The following is a 20,799-nucleotide window of genomic DNA, read 5'->3' as shown; positions in this document are numbered from 1 at the left end:
CCCGTCGGTGCGCTCGCGCAGCCGGCCGTCGGCGATGTAGTCCTCGACCTTGGCCACCTCGAGCTTCAGCCCGAGCTGCTCCACGACCGCGTCCCGATAAGCCAGGACCTCGGGGAAGTTGTGGCCGGTATCCACGTGCAGCAACGTGAACGGCACCCCAGCCGGCGAGAACGCCTTCCGCGCCAGATGCAGCATCACGATCGAATCCTTGCCACCGGAAAACAGGATCACCGGCCGCTCGAACTCCGCCGCCACCTCACGGAACACGAAGATCGATTCGCTTTCCAGAGCGTCCAGCTCTGTGACTGTGATGCTCATGTGTGCAACCCGCATTCCACCTTGCCGGTGCCCGCCCAGCGGCCGCTGCGCGGGTCCTCACCGGGCGCGACCTGCTGCGTGCACGGCTCGCAACCGATCGACGGGTAGCCGTCGTACTGCAGCAGGTTCACGAGTACGCCGTTGTCCTGGATGTAGCTGTCCAGGTCCTCCTGCGTCCACGGCGCGATCGGGTTGAGCTTCACCATGTCGCGCTTCTCGTCGTACTCGACGACCGGCGTGTTGGCGCGGGTCGGCGCCTCCTCGCGGCGGATGCCGGTGACCCAGGCCTTGTAGCCGGACAGGTACCGGTTCAGCGGCTCGACCTTGCGCATCGCGCAGCACTTGTTCGGGTCACGATCGTGCAGTTTCTCGCCGTACTCCGCGTCCTGCTCGGCGACCGTTTGCTTCGGGAGCGCGTTGATCAGGTGGATCGGCAAAGTCGCCGCCACCGCGTCCCGGGTCCCGATCGTCTCGGCGAAGTGGTAGCCGGTGTCGAGGAACAGTACGTCGACCCCGGGCGCCGCGGCGGCCGCGAGATGGGGCAGTGCACCGTCGGCCATCGAGGCGGTCACCACCAGCTCGTCACCGAAGGTCTCCCGCGCCCACGCGAGCACCTCCACCGCCGACGCGTCGGCGAGACGTTCGTTCGCCTCCTCGGCGATCGTCTTCAGATCCGTGCTCATTCCACCGTCACCCGCAACCCGATCATCTTCAGCTGGAACACCCGTGCACACGGCCGGCACTCCCACGCGCCATGGCCCTCTTCAGAAGGACGAAGATCCTCGTCCCCGCAGTACGGGCAATACATCGGTGCCGCACGCTCGCTCATCGCCGTCCTCGCTTCGCTGCGGCGGTGATGAGCGATGCACTGCTGTGCTCTTTGGTGAACTCGCTTCGCTCGTTCACGTAAGTGCCTCCTGGTCCGCTCGAGTGACCCACTGGGCGAAGCGCTCGCCCTCGTTGCGCTCCTTCAGGTAGTTCTGGGTGACACGCTCCACGTAGTCGGTGAGCCCGTCCGCGGTGACCTTGTGGCCGCGCAGCTTCCGGCCGAAGCCGGCGTCCAGCCCGAGGCCGCCGCCGAGGTGCACCTGGTAGCCCGGCACCTGCTTGCCGTCGGCATCCAGTACCAGCTGGCCCTTCAGGCCGATGTCCGCGACCTGGATGCGGGCGCACGAGTTCGGGCAGCCGTTGACGTTCACCGTGATCGGTACGTCGAGTTCGGGGATCCGCTCCTCGAGCTCGTTGATCAGCTGAGCCGCCTTCGCCTTGGTCTCGACGATCGCCAGCTTGCAGAACTCGATCCCGGTGCAGGCCATCGTGTTCCGGCGCCACGCCGACGGGTTCGCCTGGTACCCGAGCGCGTTGAGTTCGGCGACCAGCGAGTCGACCTGCGACTCCTCGACGTCCAGCACCAGCAGCTTCTGCTGCGCGGTGGTCCGGATCCGGTCCGACCCGTGCCGCGCCACCACGTCGGCGACCTGCGCGAGCGACGTACCGGAGACCCGGCCGACGACCGGCGCGACGCCGACGAAGTACTTGCCGTCGTTCTGCTTGTGGACGCCGACGTGGTCACCCTGGATCGCGGGGACCTCGGGGGCCGGGCCGTCGATCAGCTTCCGCTTGAGGTACTTGTCCTCCAGCACCTCGCGGAACTTCTCGACGCCCCAGTCCGCCAGCAGGAACTTCAGCCGGGCCCGCGTCCGCAGCCGGCGGTAGCCGTAGTCGCGGAAGATGCTGGTGACCCCCCACCAGGCTTCGGCGACCTCGTCCAGCGGGATCCAGGTGCCCAGGCGCTGCGCGAGCATCGGGTTCGTCGACAGGCCGCCGCCGACCCACAGGTCGAAGCCCGGGCCGTGTTCGGGGTGCACGACGCCGACGAACGCGATGTCGTTGACCTCCGGTACGACGTCGTGCGACGGGTGCCCGGTGAGTGCGGTCTTGAACTTCCGCGGCAGGTTGGAGAACTCGTCCGAGCCGATGTACTTCGAGACGATCTCGTCGATGGCCGGCGTCGGGTCGATGATCTCGTCCGCCGCGATACCGGCGACCGGGCTCGCGATCACGACCCGCGGTACGTCGCCGCACGCCTCGGTCGTGTAGAGCCCGACCGACTCGAGCCGCTCCCAGATGGTCGGCACGTCCTCGATCCGGATCCAGTGCAGCTGGATGTTCTGCCGGTCGGTGATGTCCGCGGTGTCGCGCGCGTACGTCGTGGAGATCTCGGCGATCACCCGCAGCTGCTCGGCGGTCAGCTGGCCGCCCTCGATCCGGACCCGCAGCATGAAGTAGCGGTCGTCCAGCTCCTCCGGCTCGAGCGTCGCGGTCTTGCCGCCGTCGATCCCGGGCTTGCGCTGGGTGTACAGACCCCACCAGCGGAAGCGGCCGCGCAGGTCGGCAGGGTCGATCGAGTCGAAGCCGCGGTGCGCGTAGACGTTCTCGATCCGCGCCCGGACGTTCAGGCCGTCGTCGTTCTTCTTGTTCTCTTCGTTCTTGTTCAGCGGCTCGCGGTATCCGAGCGCCCACTGACCTTCGCCCTTGCCCTTACGGGGGCGGGCCGGTTTGCGGGCGGGGGAGGTGACGCCGGCAGTCATCGGGGGCGTGTCCTTGTCCTCGTGACAGGTGCTCACCGAGGGCGGCAGGATCGAAGCGTCGTCGGTTCGATGCGTTCCGCGCGGTGCGCACCCAGCGGTGATCGGGGGTGATCAGGGGGCCGTCATTGGCCCTGGCAGGGTGGCTGTCAGAACATCGAAGGACAACAGATGGCACTGCGCATCCGCCCGAGGTCGACATGCAGCCGACCTACGAGGTGGGTGGTGAACGCAGCGAGCATGTCCACAAGCGTCAGCGCGAACCGCTGACAAATCAACTCCCATTCCTACATCCTGAGACCCGATCTCACGATGTGGCTATCTCTATCAGTCTGGTGGAGATTGATTCCAGCGTCGAACGCATCGTACAAGAACTCTTGTGCAAGAGTTCTTGTGGAAGCTACGGTGCTCTCCATGACGCCTCCGAACCGCCGGACGGTGACGCCGTCCGTGCTCGCCGCGATGCACCACCCGCTGCGCCGCCGCCTGCTCGACCTGATCCATATCGACGGCCCCGCGACCGCCTCCAGGCTGGCCGAGTCCACCGGAGAACTTGTCGGCAATGTCAGCCATCACCTGAAGGTTCTCGCGTCCGCGGGCGTGATCGTCGAAGCTCCGGAGCTGGCCAAGAACCGCCGCGAGCGGTGGTGGAAGCTCGGCGACACCTCGGAGTACTCGTGGTCGATCGCGGACGCGAAGGGCGACCCGGCGGCCGAGCTCGTCGCGGCCACCGCCGAGGACGCGAACCTCGCGCATCACGTCGGCAAAGTGCGCCAGTGGTTCGACATGCGGTACGAGTTCGAGGAGCCCTGGGTGCGGGCGGCGTACGCCACCGAGAGATGGCTCACATTGACGCCCGACCAGCTCACCGAGCTGAGCGAGCGGATCGAGGACCTGGTCCGCGAGTACTACGACCACCCCGCGTCAGGTGATGACGCGCACAAGGTCTTCTTCTTCGCACACGCCATCCCTGCACGCCCATGACGACAGAGGTCTTCCCGCCGCTCCGGAGAGACCGTCGGGTGCACGGATGGATCGCGTCGGCCGCGGTGTCGCAGGCCGGCGACATGGCTTGGTACGTCGGCCTCGCGTGGAGTGCCGCACAGGTCACGAGCCCGGCCGGTGCGGGTCTGGTGATGGGGATCGGCGCGCTGCCGAAGGCGCTCATCCTGCTGTACGGCGGGGCGCTCGCCGACCGTTTCGACGGCCGCCGGACGATGATCCTCGCCAACTTCGCGCGGATCGTCGTACTCGTGGTCGGTGCGACGGCCGTGGCCATCTGGGGACTTTCGCTAGCACTGCTAGCGACGGTCGCGGCAGTATTCGGGGCGGTCGATGCGCTCTACACGCCGGCGTCCGGAACGTTGCCGCGGCGGATGGTCCGCTCGGAAGACCTGGTGAAGCTGTCGGCGGGGACCCAGTTGGCGCATCGGCTCGCGGTCTTCGCGGGCGCTCCGCTCGGCGGCCTGCTCGTCGCACACGGCGGCCTGATCACCGTGATGATCGTCGACGCGGCGTCGTACGTGGTGATCGCGGTGGCGCTGGCGTTCCTCGTGAAGCCGCGGCTCCCGCAGCCGGTCTCCACTGGCCACTCCATCCGCGCCGACCTCCGCGACGGGTTCGCCTACCTCAAGCGGGATGCCCGGGCGCGGACGTTGGTCATCGCGTTCTCCGGGCTGAACCTGTGCGTCGGCCCGATCCTCGCCGTCGGCCTGGTGCAACGCACCCACTCCGCCGGATGGGGCTCGGCCTGGTACGGCTGGCTCGAGGCATGCTCCGGGGTCGCGGCCGCGGTGGGAGCGCTCGTCGCGATGCGGTGGAAGCCGGCCAACCTGGCGCGCGCCGGCCTGCTGGCGCTGGTCGTCCAGGCGGCCGGTTGCGCGATGATCGGGCTGATGCCGAAGCTCGGTGTCTTCGTCGCGATGGCGATGATCGGCTGTACGGCGGGGCTCGCGTCGGCGCAGCTGTCCGCAGCGTTCCAGCAGAGCGTGGACCCGACGTACCTGGGCCGCAGCTTCAGCATCGTGAACCTGTCCGACGAGGCGATGATGCCGCTCGCGATGGTCGGATTCGGCGCGCTGATCAGCTTGTCGAGCATCCCGATCGCCTGCGTGCTGGTCGCCGTCGGTTTCGCGGCGCTCGTGCTGTGGGCGGCGGTCAGGGTCGATCGCTGAGGTCTGTACTCCGGGAGTCCGGTGCGCTACCGTCCGTCCGAGTATTAGGAAACTTTCCTAACGATTGGTCGGAGGGAGACAATCGTGAGGTCCTGGCGTCGGGTCGGAGCGGTGGTTCTGGCAGCGGGTCTGGTCGTGGGTCTGGTGGGTCCGGTGAGTGCAGCGGATGGTGTGGCGAGCGGGGCGATTCGGGTGAGTCAGCTCGGGTACGGCGCCTTCGACAGCAAGGCGGCGTACGTGATGACGCACGACGTCGCGGCGGGTGTGCGCTATCAGGTGGTGGACCGGCACGGCAGGCGGGTGCTGAGCGGGCGGGTCGGCGACGACGCGGGGGAATGGAACGCGACGTACCGGCACGTGTATCAGCTGGATCTGTCCGCGCTCAAGATCCCGGGTAGCTACCGTCTCGAGGTACCTGGCGTGGCCCCGGCGACCTTCGACGTACGGGCGTCTTCGGATCGGCTCCTGACCGGCGCCAAGGACAAGGCCATCAACTTCTTCACGGCTCAGCGCGACACCGCGCACCGCAATGACGCGAAGGCGCTCGTCTACGAAATCCCCGAGTTCGTGGACCCCGACACCGACCAGACCGTCGGCGAGTTGCAGCAGCTCGGCGGGCCGGTCGACGTCACCGGTGGGTGGTACGACGCCGGCGACTACCTCAAGTTCACGCACATCGCGGCGTACTCGGAATCGTTGCTGTGGGCATCGGCCCGGGATGCTCGTCGGCCGGACCGCAAGGTGCTGGCGGAGGCGCGGCACGGACTCGACTGGCTGGACAAGATGTGGGACGAGCGGACCCGGACGCTCTACATCCAGGTCGGTGTCGGGGCCGGCAACGCCGAGGAGACGTTCATCGGCGACCACGACATCTGGAGGCTGCCGGGCGTCGACGACACCCTGACCGATCCGTCCGAACGCTTCCTGCGGAACCGCCCGGTGTTCCGGGCCGCGGCGCCGGGCAAGCCGATCAGCCCGAACCTGGCCGGTCGTACAGCGGCGGCGTTCGCACTCGCCGCCCAGGTCGAGCCGGACCGCGCGTCGGCCCGCCGGCATCTCGAGACGGCTGCGCAGATCTACGCGCAGGCTCAAACGACGAACGTCGGCCAACTGGTGACCTCGCTGCCGTTCGCGTTCTATCCGGAGACGGCGTGGCGCGACGACCTCGAGCTGGGTGCGACGGAACTCGCTCTGGCCGCTCGGCGATTGGGCGACCAGCGGGGCGGGTCCTGGCTGAAGCAGGCGTCGTACTGGGCCTCGCAGTACATCGAGCATGAGGCCGGCGGCGACACGCTCAACCTGTACGACGTGAGCGCGTTGGCCCATGCGGATCTGATCCGGGCGGCGCGGACGGACCGGCCGTTGGGTTCCCAGCTGGTCGGCGATCTGCGGGCGCAGTTGGAGATCGGGGCGTCGCGGGCCGCGGCGGATCCGTTCCGGGCGGGAGCGCAGTACGACAACTTCGACGCCGTACCGCATGCCTTCGGGCTGGCCGCGACCGCGCGGCTGTACCGGAAGGTGACCGGCGACCGGAGGTACGACGCCTTCGGGCAGCAGCAGCTCGACTGGAACTTCGGGGCAAACGCGTGGGGCGTCTCGTTCATGGTCGGCGTCGGCCGGAACTCGGAACGCTGCCCGCACCACCAGATCGCGAACATCACCGGCCGCGAGCTCACCGGCGCCGTCGTCAACGGACCGAACTCCGCCGAGTTGTTCGACGAAGGGCTCGGGGATCACCTCGACGGGATGAACCCGTGCCCGGCCGACGGTGTCGATCGGTACGCCGAGTTCACCGGCCACGGCTCGCGGTACGTCGACGACGTGCGCTCGTGGCAGGCCTCGGAACCGGCCGACGACTTCGCGGCGATCGCCGTGTACGCGCTGACCCGCTGACGTAAACTCGCGCGGGTGTCCGGCTGGGAGAACGTCCGCGAATTCACTGTCGGCTCGGTCGAACTGCCGGCCACCCCGAAGCGGAAGAAGATCGGGTGGGGCCCGAAGGCGATCCGGGTCCCACAGGGCGGCAAGTTCGACCGGGTGCTCGCGGCCTGCGCGTACGTCGGTCCGGAACACTCGTTGTACGTCGACGCCGAGCTGACGCAACTGCTCTGCGCGGTCGTCCCGTCGGGGGAGAACTCCTGGAGCGTCCGCGACGACTCCGCGGCGACGGTCGGGACCATCACGCGGATCCCGTCTGGTCGGCCGTTGCTCCGCCCGAACTGGCGCATCGAGCAGCCCGGCCAGGTTGAGGTGATCGGGCGGACCGAGTGGTTGAGCGGCGACGCGAAACAGCTCGCCGAGAAGGCCGCCGGGCGGCTCTTCACCGGGATGCTCGACGCGCTCACGAGCTTCGGCGCCGAGGGCGGCGATCAGCCGACCAAGGAGCGCGTGCTGGAGTGGCGGGCCGGCGACGACGTCGTCATGTTGTCCGAGGCAACCAAATCGATCAAGATCAAAGCAGCGTGGCTGGACCGCCGCCTCGCCTTCGCCTACACCCTCGTCGCCGAATGACCGCTCGGGCGGTTGCTGAGCAGGTGCGGTCGGGGGCGGTGTCCGCGCTGGAGATCGTAGAGAGCGCTCTCCAGGCGGCCCGGGACCTCGATCCGGTGCTGCATTTCCTGGACGAACTCGACGCCGACGGTGCACGCCGTGCCGCCGAGCGGGTGAATCCGAGCGGGCCGTTGGCCGGTGTGCCGTTCCTGATCAAGGCGCGTACGCCGCCGGAGTCGCCGATCCTGACCCGGTTGATCGCGGCCGGCGCCATCCCGATCGGGTGGGCGACGCGGGCGCGGCCGGGTGCGATCTCGCTGACGTTCGGGTGGAACGGGCGGGAGTACACGCGCAATCCGTGGGATCTGGAGCGGTCACCCGGCGGCTCGACCGCGGGCGGGGCGGCGGCGGTCGCGGCGGGCGTCGTACCGCTGGCGACCGGTGGTGACAGTGGTGGATCGTTGCGGATCCCGGCGGCGTTCTGCGGGATCGTCGGCTTCAAGGGCACGTGCGGTCGTGTGCCGCGGCCCGGCGGACGCGCACTCGGCGGGCTGACAACGGCTGGCGTGATTGGCGCGGACCTCGACGACGTCATCCTCGCCACCAGCATTGCCAGCGGGCCCCACCGCCTAGACCCCACAGCCCTACCCCACTGGCCAGTACCAACCGAGCCTGCGTGGATCGGGCCGTGGCGGGTTGCGTATTTCTCGACGTTGGGGCGGTGGGCTGCGGACCCGGGTGTCGATCGGGTGGTGCGGGAGCGGCTGGCCGAGTGCGGTGTCGACGTGGTCGACGTACCGCTGGAGCTAGGGCCGACGGACGAGGCTTGGCCGGTGTTGTCGGGGCTGGACAACGGGCGTGGTGCGGAGGCGGCGGCAGCCAACCGTGCACGGGAGGTGCGGGACCTCAACAACACAGCGCTGGCTGATCTGTTCGCCGAGGTCGATGCACTGGTGACGCCGACCACGCTGACTGTTGCCCACGGCTACGACCAGCACGAGCAGAGCATCGTCACCGGCGACACGTGCTGGGTGTTCAACGTGACTGGGCATCCCGCGGTGAGCGTTCCGGCGGGACTGATGGACGGGCTACCGGTGGGTGCGCAGATTGTTGCGCCGCATGGGGCGGACGAGGTTGCTCTGGCGGTGGCTCGCCAAGTCCTGACCGACCTTCCCCCACCGCCTGTCCGTTGGCCGTCGCTGCCCCTCGGCTGACGGCCGGCGGCAGCGCCTTGGCGACGGTGTTTGCGATGTCGATGGCAGAGGCGCGTTTGCGATCCGGCGTGGTTCCGCCGCGAGCGGTGGGGGAGCGCAAGGCCTCCGGTTTGGTGAAGTCGGCGATCGCGGCGACAACTGGCCCGGTGTAGACGTCCTGGCGTGCGGGGGTTTGAGCCGACTGGGCTTGCACCGGGGAGGATGCGGGCGGCCGGAAGGCTTCCTTGAGCTCCGTGCGGAAGAACTTGACCAGCTCCTTCGCGCGGAGGAACCGGCTGCGACGGAGTACGTGGAGCTCACCTGCCAGCGACGCCTTCTCCCGCCAACTGACGTCGAACATGATCCGCCCCAGCCGGAAGCCGGGATTCGTCTCACCGCCGGGATAACCGCGCGCATCCCCGTCGGTGAAGAACTCGCTGTAGAACGCCCCTTCGTCCTCGTGCTTCAGCACGTTCCACGCCCGGTACTGATCCGCCGGCGCATGATGCGCGTCTCCCACTCGCACCGATCCTCCCCTTCCCCAAGGGTTCGCGCCGCGCATGTACGACCCGGGGTTGTACGGGCGCTTCAGCGGAACGACGACCGGCTCGGTGACCGGTGATGGTTCGGCGTCATCGTTGGCCGGCGTCTCCGTATCCGCTGTCGGGACTGAGCCAGGATCTGACGCGTCCTCCTGGGTGGCCGCGTCCGTTCGTACGTCCTGGCCGGCCGCGGCCGGAGATGACGCCGTACGGGCGACAGCCGCGGCGATGTCCGCTTCCGAGCCGTCGATGACGATCTCGGCGTCGGGGATCTCTCGCGCAGCAGGTAACTCGGGCAGGGGTTCTTCGCTCAGGTAGCAGTGGACGCGCTCGACGATCGCGGTCACCAGGTCCGGATCGAGGCCGGCCAGCGCGGCGGTGAGCGCGTCGGCCATCAGGTTGCCCTGCTGCTCGACGTCGAGCCGGTACGACGACGCGACGTGTTCGGCGACCCCGGCGTCGAGCACCAGCTTCGCCGCACGATGTGCGGTCTGCGCCGTCGTCACCAGGTTGTCGAGCTGCTCGGGCGTGACGGGTTCGCCCTCGGCCAGCTGGAGCCGCGCCGCGCGGGCGACGCTGTCCATCGTGTGCAGGTGATCGAGCAGCACCTCGCCGACCGCGCGCGGGTCGTTCGCCAGCAGCACGGCCAGCAGGCTGCGCTGCTCCGCCTTCGCCACGACCTGCGACGCGCCCGCGCCGTGCATCGGGCAGACCGCTGTACCGGGCTTGGCGGGCTTGCGGCACTGCAACCCCGTGCTCTTACTGGTCGCCGTGCATCGCATCGGCGGCGGAATTAGTTGCCTTGTCATCGCAAGGGTTCCTTCCTTGGGGTTACGGGCGCACATCGAGCTTTGAGGCCCGAAGGACCCTTCGTTGTTCGTTTACGCCCCTTAGGGGTACGGCCATCAACGACGAAGCCCTGGCGGGCTTCGTCGTCGCCGTTTTGGCCCTTCGTTGATGACTCGTTGATGGCGTCAACGAAGGCAAAGCCCGTCGTCAGAGGGCACTTCGGGCCCGCTGACGGACCCTTCGTTGCGGGCTTCGTTGCCGTCATCAACGAACCCCCTCAGATCCCCGTTGCCGGGTTTGGTTCGTTGACGCCCGCAACGAACGCGGACCCGTTACTTAGTAACAGCTCACCGATGCTGAGATCGAGGTCGAGCAGCGGGCCGTACCGGTCCGCGCGGCGCTCGCCGTTCGGTCCCGGCCGCTTCTCGGTGCGGACCAGGCCCTCGCTCTTCAGCCACGCCAGCGCGGTCCGGCGCAGACCGGCGTGGTCGCCGGCCGTCAGGTCCTTCTGCGTGAGCTCGAACGGCGCGTCCCGGATCTCCTGGTAGACGAAGTTCCGCCAGTATGCCGGGCTGCCCTCGGCGCTCTGCGTGGCTGCCTGCTCGGCGCCGCGCAGGACCCGCCACCCAGGCTTCCCCCCGTGCCGCAGCGTGTCGAGGTCGAGCGGGCCGAGCGTGATCTCGAACGTGGCGTCCCAGCCGAGGCCGCGGCGCGCGCCGCACTTGACCCGCAGCCGGAAGGACTGCGTGACCAGGTCCGGGTCCTCGGCGTGCGCGACCAGCAGCCAGTGGTCGACCACCTCGCGGAAGCCCGCCTGCGTGAGCGCCGACAGCGACAGGGAGTCGGCGCCCGCCTTCGTCATGTGGTGCGCGACGAGCCCCGCGCGGCCCCGGCACTGCGTGCGAAGGTCGGCGAGCAGCGACCCCATGGTGAACACGTTGCCCGCCGCCCCGTCGGGCGGACTGACGTACACGTACGCCGGGTCGACGGCGACGAGGACGGGATCGACGTCCTCGATGCGTCGCCGAAGCCCCTCGCGGAAGACCTCCGAGGCCGTCGTCGCGATCGTGTCTGTGACCTCGACCCAGTCGTTCGCCAGCAGCTCATCGAAGTCGACGTCGCAGAGCTGGCACAGGTGCTCCAGCCGGTCGAGGAACTGCTGCTTGTCACCCTCGCCGGTGAGCACGAGGACCTTGCCCCGCTGCGACACCGTGAAGCGTTCGTCGCAGAACAGCGGCGTCCCGCTGGCGACGGCGAGGACGACCGCGATGACGATGTACGACTTCAGCGCCTTCTCCGGACCGCCGATCACGCCGAAGGCGTCGGTGAGCAGGAACGCCCGGACCAGCCAGGTCGGGGACTTGCGCTCGATCTTCCCGAGCGGCGTGAACCCGAGCGGGTTGCGGTCGTCGGCAGCGACCCGGCTAGCGACGCCGTCGACTACTGCCTGCGCTCCGGCACCCAGTGGTGCGGGACCGTTCGGGTAGTGCTCCTTCGCCCAGTTCCACTTGTTGTCGGCGTCCTCGTGCGTCCACTCGCGCCTACCTGGCTCGGTCTCGAACTTGTCGATCAGGTCGTGGTACAGGATCGGCAGCGCGAGGCTGTCGGTCTGTTGGCGCGCACGCAGCGACGCCGCCGCTCGCTGGAGCAGGTCATCCTGTCCGAGAAAGTCGGTGCTGCCCCAGGTCATCGAGCCCCAATGGATCGAGTCCGTCGCCTTCAGCTCGGCCCACGGGAACGGGTCACCGCCGGTCGCACTACCGGCGTCGTTGCTGAAAGCAACGGTCTTCACGACCAGTCCGTCGACGACCGGCGAACTGGCCGGCGCGACCCGTTGGGTCCACTCGTAGCAACCGTCCGGACGACACGACGGCGCCAGCGCGACGTAGCCGTTGTACTTGACGTCGATCCCCGTACCGATGGTCGCCCGGAGCTTGGAGCCGTTCAGTGCCGCTGAGCTGAAGAAGTAGTGCGCTCCATCGCCGGGCGTCACCTGTGTCAGCGTGACCGGAAGCTCGTGGCCGTCGTCGCGGAAGGTTGGCCACTCCTCGATGAACGCGCCGTCGTTGCGCGGGTCAACGTCCGGGACGTACAGCCCCGACAGCTTGAGGTTCACGCCGACGTTCGCGTTCGGCTCCTCAGTCCACCACTCGCGGATCTGATCCAGGTCGCGCGTCGCGTCGAGGTGACCGTGGCTGCCCGCCATCGTCACGTTGGTACCCGGCGCGAGCCGGAAGATGTACCAACCGAACCGCTCGGCGTAGTACACGGCAGCCTCGGGAAGCGGCAGGCGGCTGACCTCGTCGCAGAGCAGCTTGAAGTCTGTCATCGCGGCTCACCCCGGTGCTCGACGTGGCTACTCGGTGATGCCGCGCGGTAGAGTCGATCTCGCATGTCGCGTTTTCCTTTCGGTTGGAAGGCCTCCCTGTCGTCGGGAGGCCTTCCTGCGTTAGCGGTCGTCCTCGTCCCTCCGTCGTGTCGTTGCGTTTGGCCCCTAAGTCCGGACCGGCTCCCGGTACGACGTTCCACACTGGTGCGGCAGTTCGGTCGATCCAGACCACCGTCGGTCGAAGTCGTTGCGGGGGTAGTAGAGATCGTGACCGTAGTAGACGTGCGTGCAGAACTTGCGCGGCTCGTCGTCACAGCAGGCACTGTCGCCCGCGCTGCGTGCCGCGTCCACTCGGTCGAGCGCCTGCTTGAGCTTGCGCGCGAACGCCGACGTTCGCGGATAGGCACCGCTGGTCTCGATGAGTAGGTCCATGAGCTCCAGGCGAATTTCGAGCAGGCGCTTGCCGATCTCGACGTGACGCTCGAACGTCAGTCCCGGCTTCGGTCGTCCGGTCATGCTGCTTCCTCTCTGTCTTGGCAGTCATCCACATACGACAGCCGCTCGATCCGCCGCAGCGGGACGACGAGCGAGCCGCGCACGCGCTCGACGCGCGGCGGGTGCGGCAGCGTGCCCGCCCCGCGCAGCATCGACCTGAGCACAGGGTTCACGAGGCGGAAGCTGCGCTCCCGGAGCTCCAGGGCGTCGGCCGTGAAGCTGACGTCGGTCCAGAACCACTCGCCGTGCGGCTCTCGGTACGAGCCGGTAACGCAGCCCGGGCGGGGTCGCGCCAGCTCGGCGGTCCGGCGCAGCTCGGTCAGTTCATCCGCCAGGTGGCCGGCCGCGGCCCGACGGATCCTCGACTCCAGGTAGTCGGTCATCAGTTGTCCTCCGGGCTTGCACCGAGCGCGTCGGCCTGTGCCAGCAGGGCACCAGCTTCGCGCATCTTGGCCTCTGCCTTGGCGCGGAGCAGCTCACGCCGGGCGGTCCGCTCAGCCGCGACATCTCCGAACTTCCTCGCGCGCATGATCGCCGTACGCGCCACCTGGGCTTCGTGATCCTGACGCATCTGGCACCTCTCCCTCTGAACGCAAAAAGACCGAGAGCACCGCGAGGTGCGTCTCGGTCATTTCGTCTTGTGAGAGCCACGATACGCAGCCGCTCACCGAAACGCCAGCGAAGAATTAGTGCGAGTTTTTCCTTGCCAACAAGGGAATCTGTCCAACGAGCTCCTCGCGCCGTACGGTCGTCCGTAAGCGGTAAACACAGTTTAACGGTGACACGATCTGGAGGCGCGCGAGGTGACACGGAACGGCACGGTCGTCTCGGTGCAGCTGGATCACGAGCTGCTCCGCCAGCTCGACGCGCTCGGCACCGAGCTGGGGGCGAAGACCCGCTCCGACGTGCTGACCTGGTGCGTCGTCGCCGCGATCACGAACAAGCAGGCGGTGTTCGGCAGCATCATCCGGCTGCACGCCGAGTCGGCGCTGCGGGCGATGAAGAACGGAGAGACGCGATGACCGACCTGACAGGTGGCCAGACGGCCGGCCGCGCACGCGCCCTGCGCGAGCGAGGCCGCGAGCCCGAGGCGCTGGCGCACGCTGCCCTGCTCGACCTCGACCCGATTCGCGCCGGCATGGATCTGCGCCTCCAGGGCAAGGACTACCTCATGCCGAACATCGCGGCCAGCGCCGCGGACCGGATGGCGCACACCGCGCGGTTCAACCCGGACGCGCTCAAACTGTTCGGGCCGGACGCCCTGGAGGCCACGGCCCGGATCAAGGACGCGGACGGCGTCTGCCGCTGGTGCTGGAGCTGGGCGACCGCGCGCCGCGGTGACCGACCGACGCCACACCTGCGGGTCGGTGCCAGGCAGCCGGGTGAGCGGACCCCGGTGCGACGCGCCTTCGAGGCGTTGCTCGGTCCCGCCTGCTCGGACTGCGAGATGAAGCTCGCCGCCGAAGCGAAGCGGGCGGACACCGCTCGCCTGAAGCAGCGACAGCGACGGACCCAGCGCGCGCCGGCCGCTTCGTCCGCCGTGACCGCCGCTGCCCTGGCCGGAAAGTCGCAAGCCGAGCTCCGGACGATCATGAACACGCTCAACGTCCGGGTCCACGCCTCGCGCGTGAGAAGCGCGCGTCGGATCTACGCCAAGATGTCGCCGCAGCAGGCGAGCTGGCGATGAGAACCCCCGCGGCGGTCGCGAGGGTGCGGGAGCTTTACCGCTTTGCTGCCGCGAACCCTACGCCGCCTCGGGCCCAGGGGACGCCGGGCACTCACCCGGTGGGGTACCTCCTCACAGGCCACCCACCGGTCCCGGCGTCCCCGACCAACAAGCCGGCGCCGCGTTGTCTAGTTCAGGGGTGAACGTGCTGCGCGGCGTCTTTCAAGGAGGTGAGTCATGACTGACCGCTCAGAACTTGTGCGGCGTCTGGCCGACGTGGTTCAGCGCGACCAGGCGCTCGGCTTCGTCTCCGAGGAGCAGCGGCGCTTGCTGCTCGATACCACCCGCGAGGAGAAGCTCGCCGTCGCCAACGCTGCCGCAGCTGCAGCGCTTGCCCGGCTCGAAGAGGCCGGCGTCCTCCGTCAGCGCACGGTCCTGGATGCCGACCTCCGGGTTTTCGTCGCGATGGCAGCCTGCTGGAAGCTCCTGGAGAGCTGGTGGCCGCAGCCGATGATGCAGGACAAGCCACTGGAGCAGGTGCTTCAGGTGATTCCCCGTGACGTGGCCGAGAGTGTCGTCAGACTGCTCCGCCAGGCCGGGCTGCTCCCGGCTGACTCCGAGGTGGAAGGCGACTGACGTGCCGAGGAGAGATGGCCTCGTCGCGTGGAGTGCGAGGCCGCGACTCGTCCACCGGCTCTATCAACACAAATGCGTTCACTGCGGGCGAGATGACCTGACCTGGCAGGACATCAAGACGGGTCGCTGCCCCGGCAACCCGTTTCCCTGGGATGTTGAGGACGTTGCCGGGGGCACCGATGCCGGCCGATGATGATCAGGTGCCGCAGTGTGCGGACACGACGCGCGCCGGTACGCGGTGCCAGCGGCGAGCGAAGGCGAACTCGACCTTCTGCTCCCGGCACCAGCCAGACTTCGAGCAGCCCGTCAAGAGCGGCGAACTGGAGCTGCTGCGGCGCTACGAGATGCTCGTCCCGGAGCCGCGGCCGTCACGCACGGGCCGCCTGGTCGACTCCGACTCCGGCTGCGGCTCGCTGAACTACGTCGGCGGTGGCGATTGCGACTGGCGCACCTTGCCAATGCTCGACGAGGAGGTGACCTGATGGCCAGTGGTGCCACGGCGCGCAGAGGCTGGGCGAAGCAGCAGCAGCGCGAGCGCCAGGCAGACGCGCCCGAGCCGCCCTGCCGGTGCGACGGCGTTCACGTCTGCTTGAGCTGCTACTCGAAGCTCGGCCTCGTCGAACGTGAGCGGGCCCAGCGCCGCGCCGGCGTCCGGGTGAAACCGCCGTACTCTCGCTGAGCGCTCGGGAGTCCGCCCGAGGATCGCCAGACGGACCGTTCCGCGTCCGGATCGTCCGCACCGGGGATCCCGACGCCGGAGATGGCCACCTCCGGGCACGGCACGGCGAATTGTGTTCGCGTCGGTACCGACCCGTACTCTTGTGTCCCCAACAAGATGGCGGGGAGGACACACCGTGGCTAGGACGCACCGCCACGACCAACGGATCGAGCTCCGGCAGGGGGAGGACGTCTGGCCTCTGTTCGAGCAGCTCGAGAGGGCGCTCGATGAGCGCTTGCCGACCTGGGGCGTCGGGCGCTTCCGCCGGACCGTCCATGTGGATGACTCGGGCGGCCAGTTCGACGCGGACACCGTCACCGAGGCCCGAGCGGAACTCAACCCGCGTCACGCCCTGATCGGGGTGCGGATCACGGCGGATGAAGACAGCAGCGACCGCATCCTGTGGAAAGAGCATGAGGCAGCGGGGACGATTCCTAGCGATGCCGAGTATGCGGCGTGGCGCCACGCCCACTCGCGCAGTGTCCTCGTGTTCGCCGTCAACCTCAATGCATCCCGGACGACGCCGAAGTCGCTCTTCATCCGCGCGGAAGGTCCGGTCGATGCCGAGGCCATCGGACTGGCGACGGTGCTCGCCGACGAAGTGCGGGCCGCTCGAAAGGGCGCCCTGGCACCAGTTGCAACCACGCAAGCGGCAGCCGTCGCGCCCGCTCAGCCGCGCCCCTGGTGGAAGCGCGCGTGGAGCGTAGTGACCACGCACCCGCTGATCGTCACGATCGGCGGCACGATCGTCGCGGGTGCGATCCTGTACTGGCTGGGTTTCGGCGGATCATAAGGAGCGGCGATGACGGACCGACCGACGCAGGAGACGCTGGACGCGATCGCGGACCTGCTTGTCCTTGGCGAACAGCACGGCATCGGGGTGACCTTCACGCCGGATGGCCAGGGTTGGCAGGTCGGGTATATGCGCGGCATGGGCGGTGGTGACCTCTCGTCGGCGTACGACCTCGATACTGCCGTGAGGGCAGCGCTGCGTCCGCTGGTGGACCTAGCTGCTCGGCTGGAGGAGAACCGGGCGCAGCGCGAGGGCCCGACCTCCTGAGCGGAGATGAGCCCGTCGGGCGCATGGACCCCTAGACATCTCGGATAAGTGACAGCACGAGTAACCTGAGCGGAGTGGAATACCTCGACAACCCCGCCGGACGACTGCTCCGTCTCCTGCAGTTAGCGCAGGCGGTGCCCGGCGCCACCCCGTCCTACCGGGGCTGGGCTGACGTCTTCGGCCTCGCTGACGCCGAACCTCGGCTGGTCCTGCGGCACGGAGTGCGCATGCTCGACATGGCGCACGACGTCCGCACGAAGGTCGGCGCGCTGACCGACGACGAACCCGAGCTGCGCCTCCGCAACCTTGATGGGGTCGAGTCCATCCTGCTTCGGTTTACGCAGATCGCCGGAATCGCCACCATGGAGCAGTTCTGCGGCGGCCTCACTTCCGCAGGAACTCACTCGCTGGAGCTGTGCTCGTCGCTGCTGCACCGCCGCAGCCCGGAGCCGGTCATCGAGGACCAGGTGCTGAGCGGACTGCGGGATGACGCCGCCCGCCTCGCCGAGGAGTTCGAGAACGCCGAGGACCTGGACGAGGAACTGCGCGCGTTCGTCCGTCGCCACCTGTTCGACATCCAGGTGGCGCTACACGAGACCGACATGGCCGGCGCCGAGCCGGTGAGGGACGAAGTCAATAAGTTCGTCGGGACGATCGTCACCAGGCCCAGCCTGTGGAAGCGGCTGTCCGAACCCAAGGTGATCGCGATCGTGACGCTGCTGACGGCGATCGACGCCGCGCTCGGCATCAGCGTCTCGCTGCCTCAGCTGACCCAGCACGAGGAGTCCAAGGTCATCGTCAACGTCTACAACACCGTGACCGGCTGCGAGGTACCGGAGCCGGAGCCGGAGATCGTCCCGGCGGACAACGACGCCGACGACGTGCACGACGCCGAACTGGTTAACGACGAGGAGAGGCCCGCCGCTCACGGATGAAGGGGCGTGCCACGCAAGGCGGTCTCCGCACGCACAGCGACCCCGGCCGAAGCCGGGGTCGCTCGTTTCCCTTCTGTGCTTACGGTGTTCTGATCGGCAGCCCGAACCGTGCGCGCACCCGGTCGGCCGAGCCGTCGTCCTGGGGGAAGCAGTTGGAGTAGATCTCGGCCATGGCGTCGTAGGTGGTGGCACGAGTCCCCTGCTTCACGCAGTGCAGGCGCGCCTGCTCCAGCGAGATCAGGTCAGCCACGTCGCCCTTGGCGTCGGCCGGCCACGGCGTCGTCTGCAGGAGCACGAGCCACCTCTCGGCGAGGGGTAGCATCCGCTTGTAGCACGCTCGGACTACGCGATCTGGGTGGTCGCTCGGCCAGGTGCCCCCCGAGAGGAAGACCTCCTCATTGTCCCGGCACTCCGGCTTCTCGAAGACGGCGTTGACCGGCTTGGTGATCGCCAGGTACAGCTTGCCTGCCTGCTCGCGGGTCAGCGTGGCCGGAGTGCTTGCCGTCGCGGACGGCGTCGGTGTCTGTATCGGTGTTGGTGTCACGGTCACCGTCGTGGGGGCCACTGCGACTGGTGGACTCCCGCCCGGCTCCTTGCTGCCGCCGCAGCCTGCCAGTAGCAGCACCGCGGCGGTGATTGCGATCGCGAACCTCATGGTTGTCACTCTCCTCGTTCTTCCTGGGATGGGAAGGCCCCGAACCCGAACGGTTCGGGGCCTCACGCGTTGCTGCTTGCGCCTACGGTCGCGGCCGATCAGTCCCGGTCGTCGTACGGGCGGCTGTCCGGCAGCTCGATGACGCCCGGTAGGTCCGCGATCTCGTCGGCCTCCGGGGCGGGGATCCGGTGCCACTCCAGGACGGGCCGGTCGGTGTTCTCGCGGAACTCTTCGAGCCACTCCTCGACGTCCGCGATGGGGGCGGTGGCAGCGTCTGGCGGTCGGTGCTGCCGGACCCACTCGCCGCCGAAGTCCCCCGTCCGCGCGAGGTAGTCGACGGTGCGTCGCATGGTGAGCCGGGCGTCACGGGTGACGATCAGCTCGTCCTGCGGACTCCCACCCCAGCTGATCGAGATGCAGTACCAGATCTGGCGATCGGGGTTGGGTACTACGGTGTCGTTCACGGTTGCCTCCTCGGAAGGCGATCGAGGCCCCGGCCGGTGCTTGAGACACCTGCCGGGGCCGCTGCGGATTACTTGCTGGTGACGTGCTCGGCGGCCTGCGTCGCGCCCAGCAGCTGCAGGGCCTCGGCAACGAGCCGCTTCATGTCGGCGGCGGCCTTCGCGGCCAGCGCGGCTTCCAGGGCGTGCACGGCCTGGGCCTTGTTGCTCGACGCGGGCTTGCGGACCGCGCGCTCCGGCGGCTTGATCTCGTTGCGCTCGATCCGGTCGAGCACCGCGACCAGGGGGGTGACGTCGTCCGGCTGGACCCGGCCACCGCGCGAGTACCGGTCGACCGCGCCAGCCAGCCTCCACGTGTCGGTGCCGGGCTCCAGGGGGATGGTCGGCTGCGCCAGGGCGGCGAGGCTTCGGCAGGTGAACCCGGCGGTGCGGGCGGCCGTCAAGCGGGCGGCCAGCTCCGGGTTCGGCTGCGCCTTCGGCTCCGGCTTCGGGGTGGTGGCCTGCTTGGCCGGCGCGGTCTTGGCCGGCGCCGCCTGCTGCTCGGGCTTCTGGGCCGGGGCCTTGGCAGCGGGCTTCTTGGCGGGGGCCTTCGCGGCGGTCGTCTTCTTCGCCGGGGCCGGTGCGGTTGCGGTGGTAGTCATCTGCGTGCTCCTTGCGTCTGGAGTGTTGCCGGTGGTGACGCTGCGTGATCACCTGAGACCAATATCGTTCGAAAGTGGTGGTAATGACAGCGCTCAGGGCATCGGGTTCGTGACGCATTGTGACGGCCGGTCGTTACGCTGAGTCACGTGACCACCACCAACGCCAACCCGTCGCTGCGGGCCTGGAAGGACCTGTTCATGAGACGGGCGCTCCGGGAGGGCCTGCTCGTCCGGCCGGACGCCTGCGAGATCTGCGGCAAGTCCACGGGGGAGAACGGAAAGCGACTCGACGCGCACCACCCGAACGGGTACGGCGCTCACGCCCTGGACGTCCGGTGGCTCTGCCAGAGCTGTCACAGCAGGATCCACAAGCGTGGGCTAGGCACGCCGGGACTCGCCCGATGGTCGCCGCTCACGTACGCCGGTGAGACCCTGACGCTGACCGAGTGGGCGAAGCGGACGGGTCTCGCGACAGGCACGATCGTGCACAGGCTCGATGCAGGCTGGTCGATAGAGGACGCGCTGACCATCTTGAAGGACGCGCGGCGCCGACCTTAGTCTCCGGACCCGGAACGCAATGAGCCCCCGGACCGGAGTCCGGGGGCCTTTCTGATTCGGGTTACGCCGCTGCTAGGGCGTCGATCACCGTGACCTGCGCCAGCCTGCCGCCGGCCGCCGTGGTGACCCGGACGATCACGCCCCTCTGGGTGGACTCGTCGAGCTCGGCGCTCAGCTGCCGTAGGTCGACCACGCGATGGTCGAGCGCATCCAGCTTGACGGTGACCTCGGCGGCGTACGGCAGCAGGTTCTGGATGCGGTCCTCCTCGTAGATATTCCGCCGGACCCAGAACGTACCCGCGTCGGCGGTGGTATGGGAGGTCGTGATCTGAAACGCAGTCATGTGCGTTTGCTCCTTCCGTGGCGGCGACGATCGCCGCTCACGGCCCAGGGTCCACAGCCACGTTTCTATTTTGTCGCGTCTGCGTTTGCGCAGGTCAGGCCCCGGTTTTCGGGCTCCGGAAGACAGGTATGCGCAGGCAGGCTGCACATCGGACCCGGTCGGCGCGGTTCCGGCCGGCCTGGACCCGCCCGCTCGTTCCGCTTCCGTT

The 20,799-nt window shown here is 68.5% G+C and carries 25 protein-coding genes; 14 read left to right on the top strand and 11 right to left on the bottom strand.

Annotated features, from left to right (window positions below):
* The 3 genes from E0H45_RS42245 to E0H45_RS42235 form a co-directional block, all read right to left on the bottom strand.
* The coding region (locus tag E0H45_RS42245; RefSeq protein ID WP_238155720.1) for a phosphoadenosine phosphosulfate reductase domain-containing protein at positions 1-318 on the bottom strand (318 nt) is incomplete at its 3' end.
* A complete protein-coding gene (locus E0H45_RS42240; RefSeq protein ID WP_130386074.1) occupies positions 315-1,001 on the bottom strand; it encodes a phosphoadenylyl-sulfate reductase in 687 nt (228 codons plus the stop codon). The genes E0H45_RS42240 and E0H45_RS42245, both read right to left, overlap by 4 nt.
* Before the next feature lie 219 nt (positions 1,002-1,220).
* A complete protein-coding gene (locus tag E0H45_RS42235) occupies positions 1,221-2,909 on the bottom strand; it encodes a nitrite/sulfite reductase (RefSeq protein ID WP_131348486.1) in 1,689 nt (562 codons plus the stop codon).
* A 411-nt stretch (positions 2,910-3,320) separates the two neighbouring features.
* Between E0H45_RS42235 and E0H45_RS42230 the strand changes: the two genes are divergently transcribed.
* The 5 genes from E0H45_RS42230 (at position 3,321) to E0H45_RS42210 (ending at position 8,784) form a co-directional block, all read left to right on the top strand.
* The gene (locus E0H45_RS42230; protein ID WP_131348485.1) at positions 3,321-3,890 is read left to right on the top strand and encodes an ArsR/SmtB family transcription factor; all 570 of its coding nucleotides are present in this window, start codon (positions 3,321-3,323) and stop codon (positions 3,888-3,890) included.
* On the top strand, positions 3,887-5,080 hold the full coding sequence (locus tag E0H45_RS42225; RefSeq protein WP_131348484.1) for an MFS transporter: 1,194 nt from the start codon (positions 3,887-3,889) through the stop codon (positions 5,078-5,080). Before E0H45_RS42230 ends, E0H45_RS42225 begins: the two co-directional genes overlap by 4 nt.
* Before the next feature lie 153 nt (positions 5,081-5,233).
* Positions 5,234-6,973 (top strand): glycoside hydrolase family 9 protein, encoded by a 1,740-nt coding sequence (locus E0H45_RS42220; protein ID WP_238155719.1) that lies wholly within the window; start codon positions 5,234-5,236, stop codon positions 6,971-6,973.
* Positions 6,974-6,988: 15 nt separating this feature from the next.
* Positions 6,989-7,591: a hypothetical protein gene (locus E0H45_RS42215; RefSeq protein ID WP_131348482.1), complete on the top strand. Its 603-nt coding sequence runs from the start codon at positions 6,989-6,991 to the stop codon at positions 7,589-7,591.
* Positions 7,588-8,784, top strand: a complete 1,197-nt coding sequence (locus E0H45_RS42210) for an amidase (protein WP_131348481.1) — start codon at positions 7,588-7,590, stop codon at positions 8,782-8,784. Before E0H45_RS42215 ends, E0H45_RS42210 begins: the two co-directional genes overlap by 4 nt.
* Positions 8,785-10,371: 1,587 nt before the next feature.
* Here E0H45_RS42210 and E0H45_RS42205 read toward each other — a convergent pair.
* The 4 genes from E0H45_RS42205 to E0H45_RS42190 all read right to left on the bottom strand — a co-directional run bounded on the left by E0H45_RS42205 (position 10,372) and on the right by E0H45_RS42190 (position 13,489).
* On the bottom strand, positions 10,372-12,423 hold the full coding sequence (locus E0H45_RS42205) for a bifunctional DNA primase/polymerase (RefSeq protein WP_131348480.1): 2,052 nt from the start codon (positions 12,421-12,423) through the stop codon (positions 10,372-10,374).
* 165 nt (positions 12,424-12,588) lie between these two features.
* Complete coding sequence (locus E0H45_RS42200) at positions 12,589-12,939, bottom strand: hypothetical protein (RefSeq protein ID WP_131348479.1); 351 nt, start codon at positions 12,937-12,939, stop codon at positions 12,589-12,591.
* Positions 12,936-13,301: a hypothetical protein gene (locus E0H45_RS42195; protein WP_131348478.1), complete on the bottom strand. Its 366-nt coding sequence runs from the start codon at positions 13,299-13,301 to the stop codon at positions 12,936-12,938. Before E0H45_RS42195 ends, E0H45_RS42200 begins: the two co-directional genes overlap by 4 nt.
* Entirely contained in the window at positions 13,301-13,489 is a 189-nt protein-coding gene (locus E0H45_RS42190) for a hypothetical protein (protein ID WP_131348477.1), read from the bottom strand. Before E0H45_RS42190 ends, E0H45_RS42195 begins: the two co-directional genes overlap by 1 nt.
* A 232-nt stretch (positions 13,490-13,721) precedes the next feature.
* On the opposite strand from E0H45_RS42190, the gene E0H45_RS42185 reads away from it, so the two are divergent.
* From E0H45_RS42185 to E0H45_RS42150, 8 genes are all read left to right on the top strand, one after another.
* A complete protein-coding gene (locus E0H45_RS42185; protein ID WP_131348476.1) occupies positions 13,722-13,940 on the top strand; it encodes a ribbon-helix-helix domain-containing protein in 219 nt (72 codons plus the stop codon).
* Positions 13,937-14,605 carry a hypothetical protein gene (locus E0H45_RS42180; RefSeq protein WP_131348475.1) on the top strand — a complete coding sequence of 223 codons (669 nt, stop codon included), beginning with the start codon at positions 13,937-13,939 and terminating at the stop codon, positions 14,603-14,605. Before E0H45_RS42185 ends, E0H45_RS42180 begins: the two co-directional genes overlap by 4 nt.
* A gap of 216 nt (positions 14,606-14,821) precedes the next feature.
* Positions 14,822-15,220, top strand: coding sequence for a hypothetical protein (locus E0H45_RS42175; protein WP_131348474.1), 399 nt, complete (start codon positions 14,822-14,824; stop codon positions 15,218-15,220).
* Positions 15,221-15,420: 200 nt separating this feature from the next.
* Positions 15,421-15,702, top strand: a complete 282-nt coding sequence (locus E0H45_RS42170) for a hypothetical protein (protein ID WP_131348473.1) — start codon at positions 15,421-15,423, stop codon at positions 15,700-15,702.
* Positions 15,702-15,899 carry a hypothetical protein gene (locus E0H45_RS42165; protein WP_131348472.1) on the top strand — a complete coding sequence of 66 codons (198 nt, stop codon included), beginning with the start codon at positions 15,702-15,704 and terminating at the stop codon, positions 15,897-15,899. The genes E0H45_RS42170 and E0H45_RS42165 overlap by 1 nt, the downstream gene beginning before the upstream one ends.
* A gap of 175 nt (positions 15,900-16,074) precedes the next feature.
* Complete coding sequence (locus E0H45_RS42160) at positions 16,075-16,731, top strand: hypothetical protein (RefSeq protein ID WP_131348471.1); 657 nt, start codon at positions 16,075-16,077, stop codon at positions 16,729-16,731.
* Positions 16,732-16,740: 9 nt separating this feature from the next.
* Positions 16,741-16,998: a hypothetical protein gene (locus E0H45_RS42155; RefSeq protein ID WP_131348469.1), complete on the top strand. Its 258-nt coding sequence runs from the start codon at positions 16,741-16,743 to the stop codon at positions 16,996-16,998.
* Positions 16,999-17,072: 74 nt separating this feature from the next.
* On the top strand, positions 17,073-17,933 hold the full coding sequence (locus E0H45_RS42150; protein WP_131348467.1) for a hypothetical protein: 861 nt from the start codon (positions 17,073-17,075) through the stop codon (positions 17,931-17,933).
* A 79-nt stretch (positions 17,934-18,012) separates the two neighbouring features.
* Here E0H45_RS42150 and E0H45_RS42145 read toward each other — a convergent pair whose 3' ends face one another.
* From E0H45_RS42145 to E0H45_RS42135, 3 genes are all read right to left on the bottom strand, one after another.
* The gene (locus E0H45_RS42145; protein WP_131348465.1) at positions 18,013-18,588 is read right to left on the bottom strand and encodes a hypothetical protein; all 576 of its coding nucleotides are present in this window, start codon (positions 18,586-18,588) and stop codon (positions 18,013-18,015) included.
* A gap of 98 nt (positions 18,589-18,686) precedes the next feature.
* On the bottom strand, positions 18,687-19,052 hold the full coding sequence (locus tag E0H45_RS42140; protein ID WP_131348463.1) for a hypothetical protein: 366 nt from the start codon (positions 19,050-19,052) through the stop codon (positions 18,687-18,689).
* A gap of 68 nt (positions 19,053-19,120) precedes the next feature.
* On the bottom strand, positions 19,121-19,690 hold the full coding sequence (locus E0H45_RS42135; RefSeq protein WP_165546801.1) for a hypothetical protein: 570 nt from the start codon (positions 19,688-19,690) through the stop codon (positions 19,121-19,123).
* A gap of 147 nt (positions 19,691-19,837) precedes the next feature.
* On the opposite strand from E0H45_RS42135, the gene E0H45_RS42125 reads away from it, so the two are divergent.
* Positions 19,838-20,248, top strand: a complete 411-nt coding sequence (locus E0H45_RS42125; protein ID WP_131348459.1) for an HNH endonuclease signature motif containing protein — start codon at positions 19,838-19,840, stop codon at positions 20,246-20,248.
* A 61-nt stretch (positions 20,249-20,309) separates the two neighbouring features.
* Here E0H45_RS42125 and E0H45_RS42120 read toward each other — a convergent pair whose 3' ends face one another.
* Entirely contained in the window at positions 20,310-20,591 is a 282-nt protein-coding gene (locus E0H45_RS42120) for a hypothetical protein (protein WP_131348458.1), read from the bottom strand.
* Between the last annotated feature and the right edge of the window lie 208 nt (positions 20,592-20,799).

The organism is Kribbella soli, from assembly GCF_004331345.1.
Classification (GTDB): domain Bacteria; phylum Actinomycetota; class Actinomycetes; order Propionibacteriales; family Kribbellaceae; genus Kribbella; species Kribbella soli.
The sequence above is the reverse complement of the archived record's forward strand: the minus strand, read 5'-3'. Positions and strand labels throughout refer to the sequence as shown.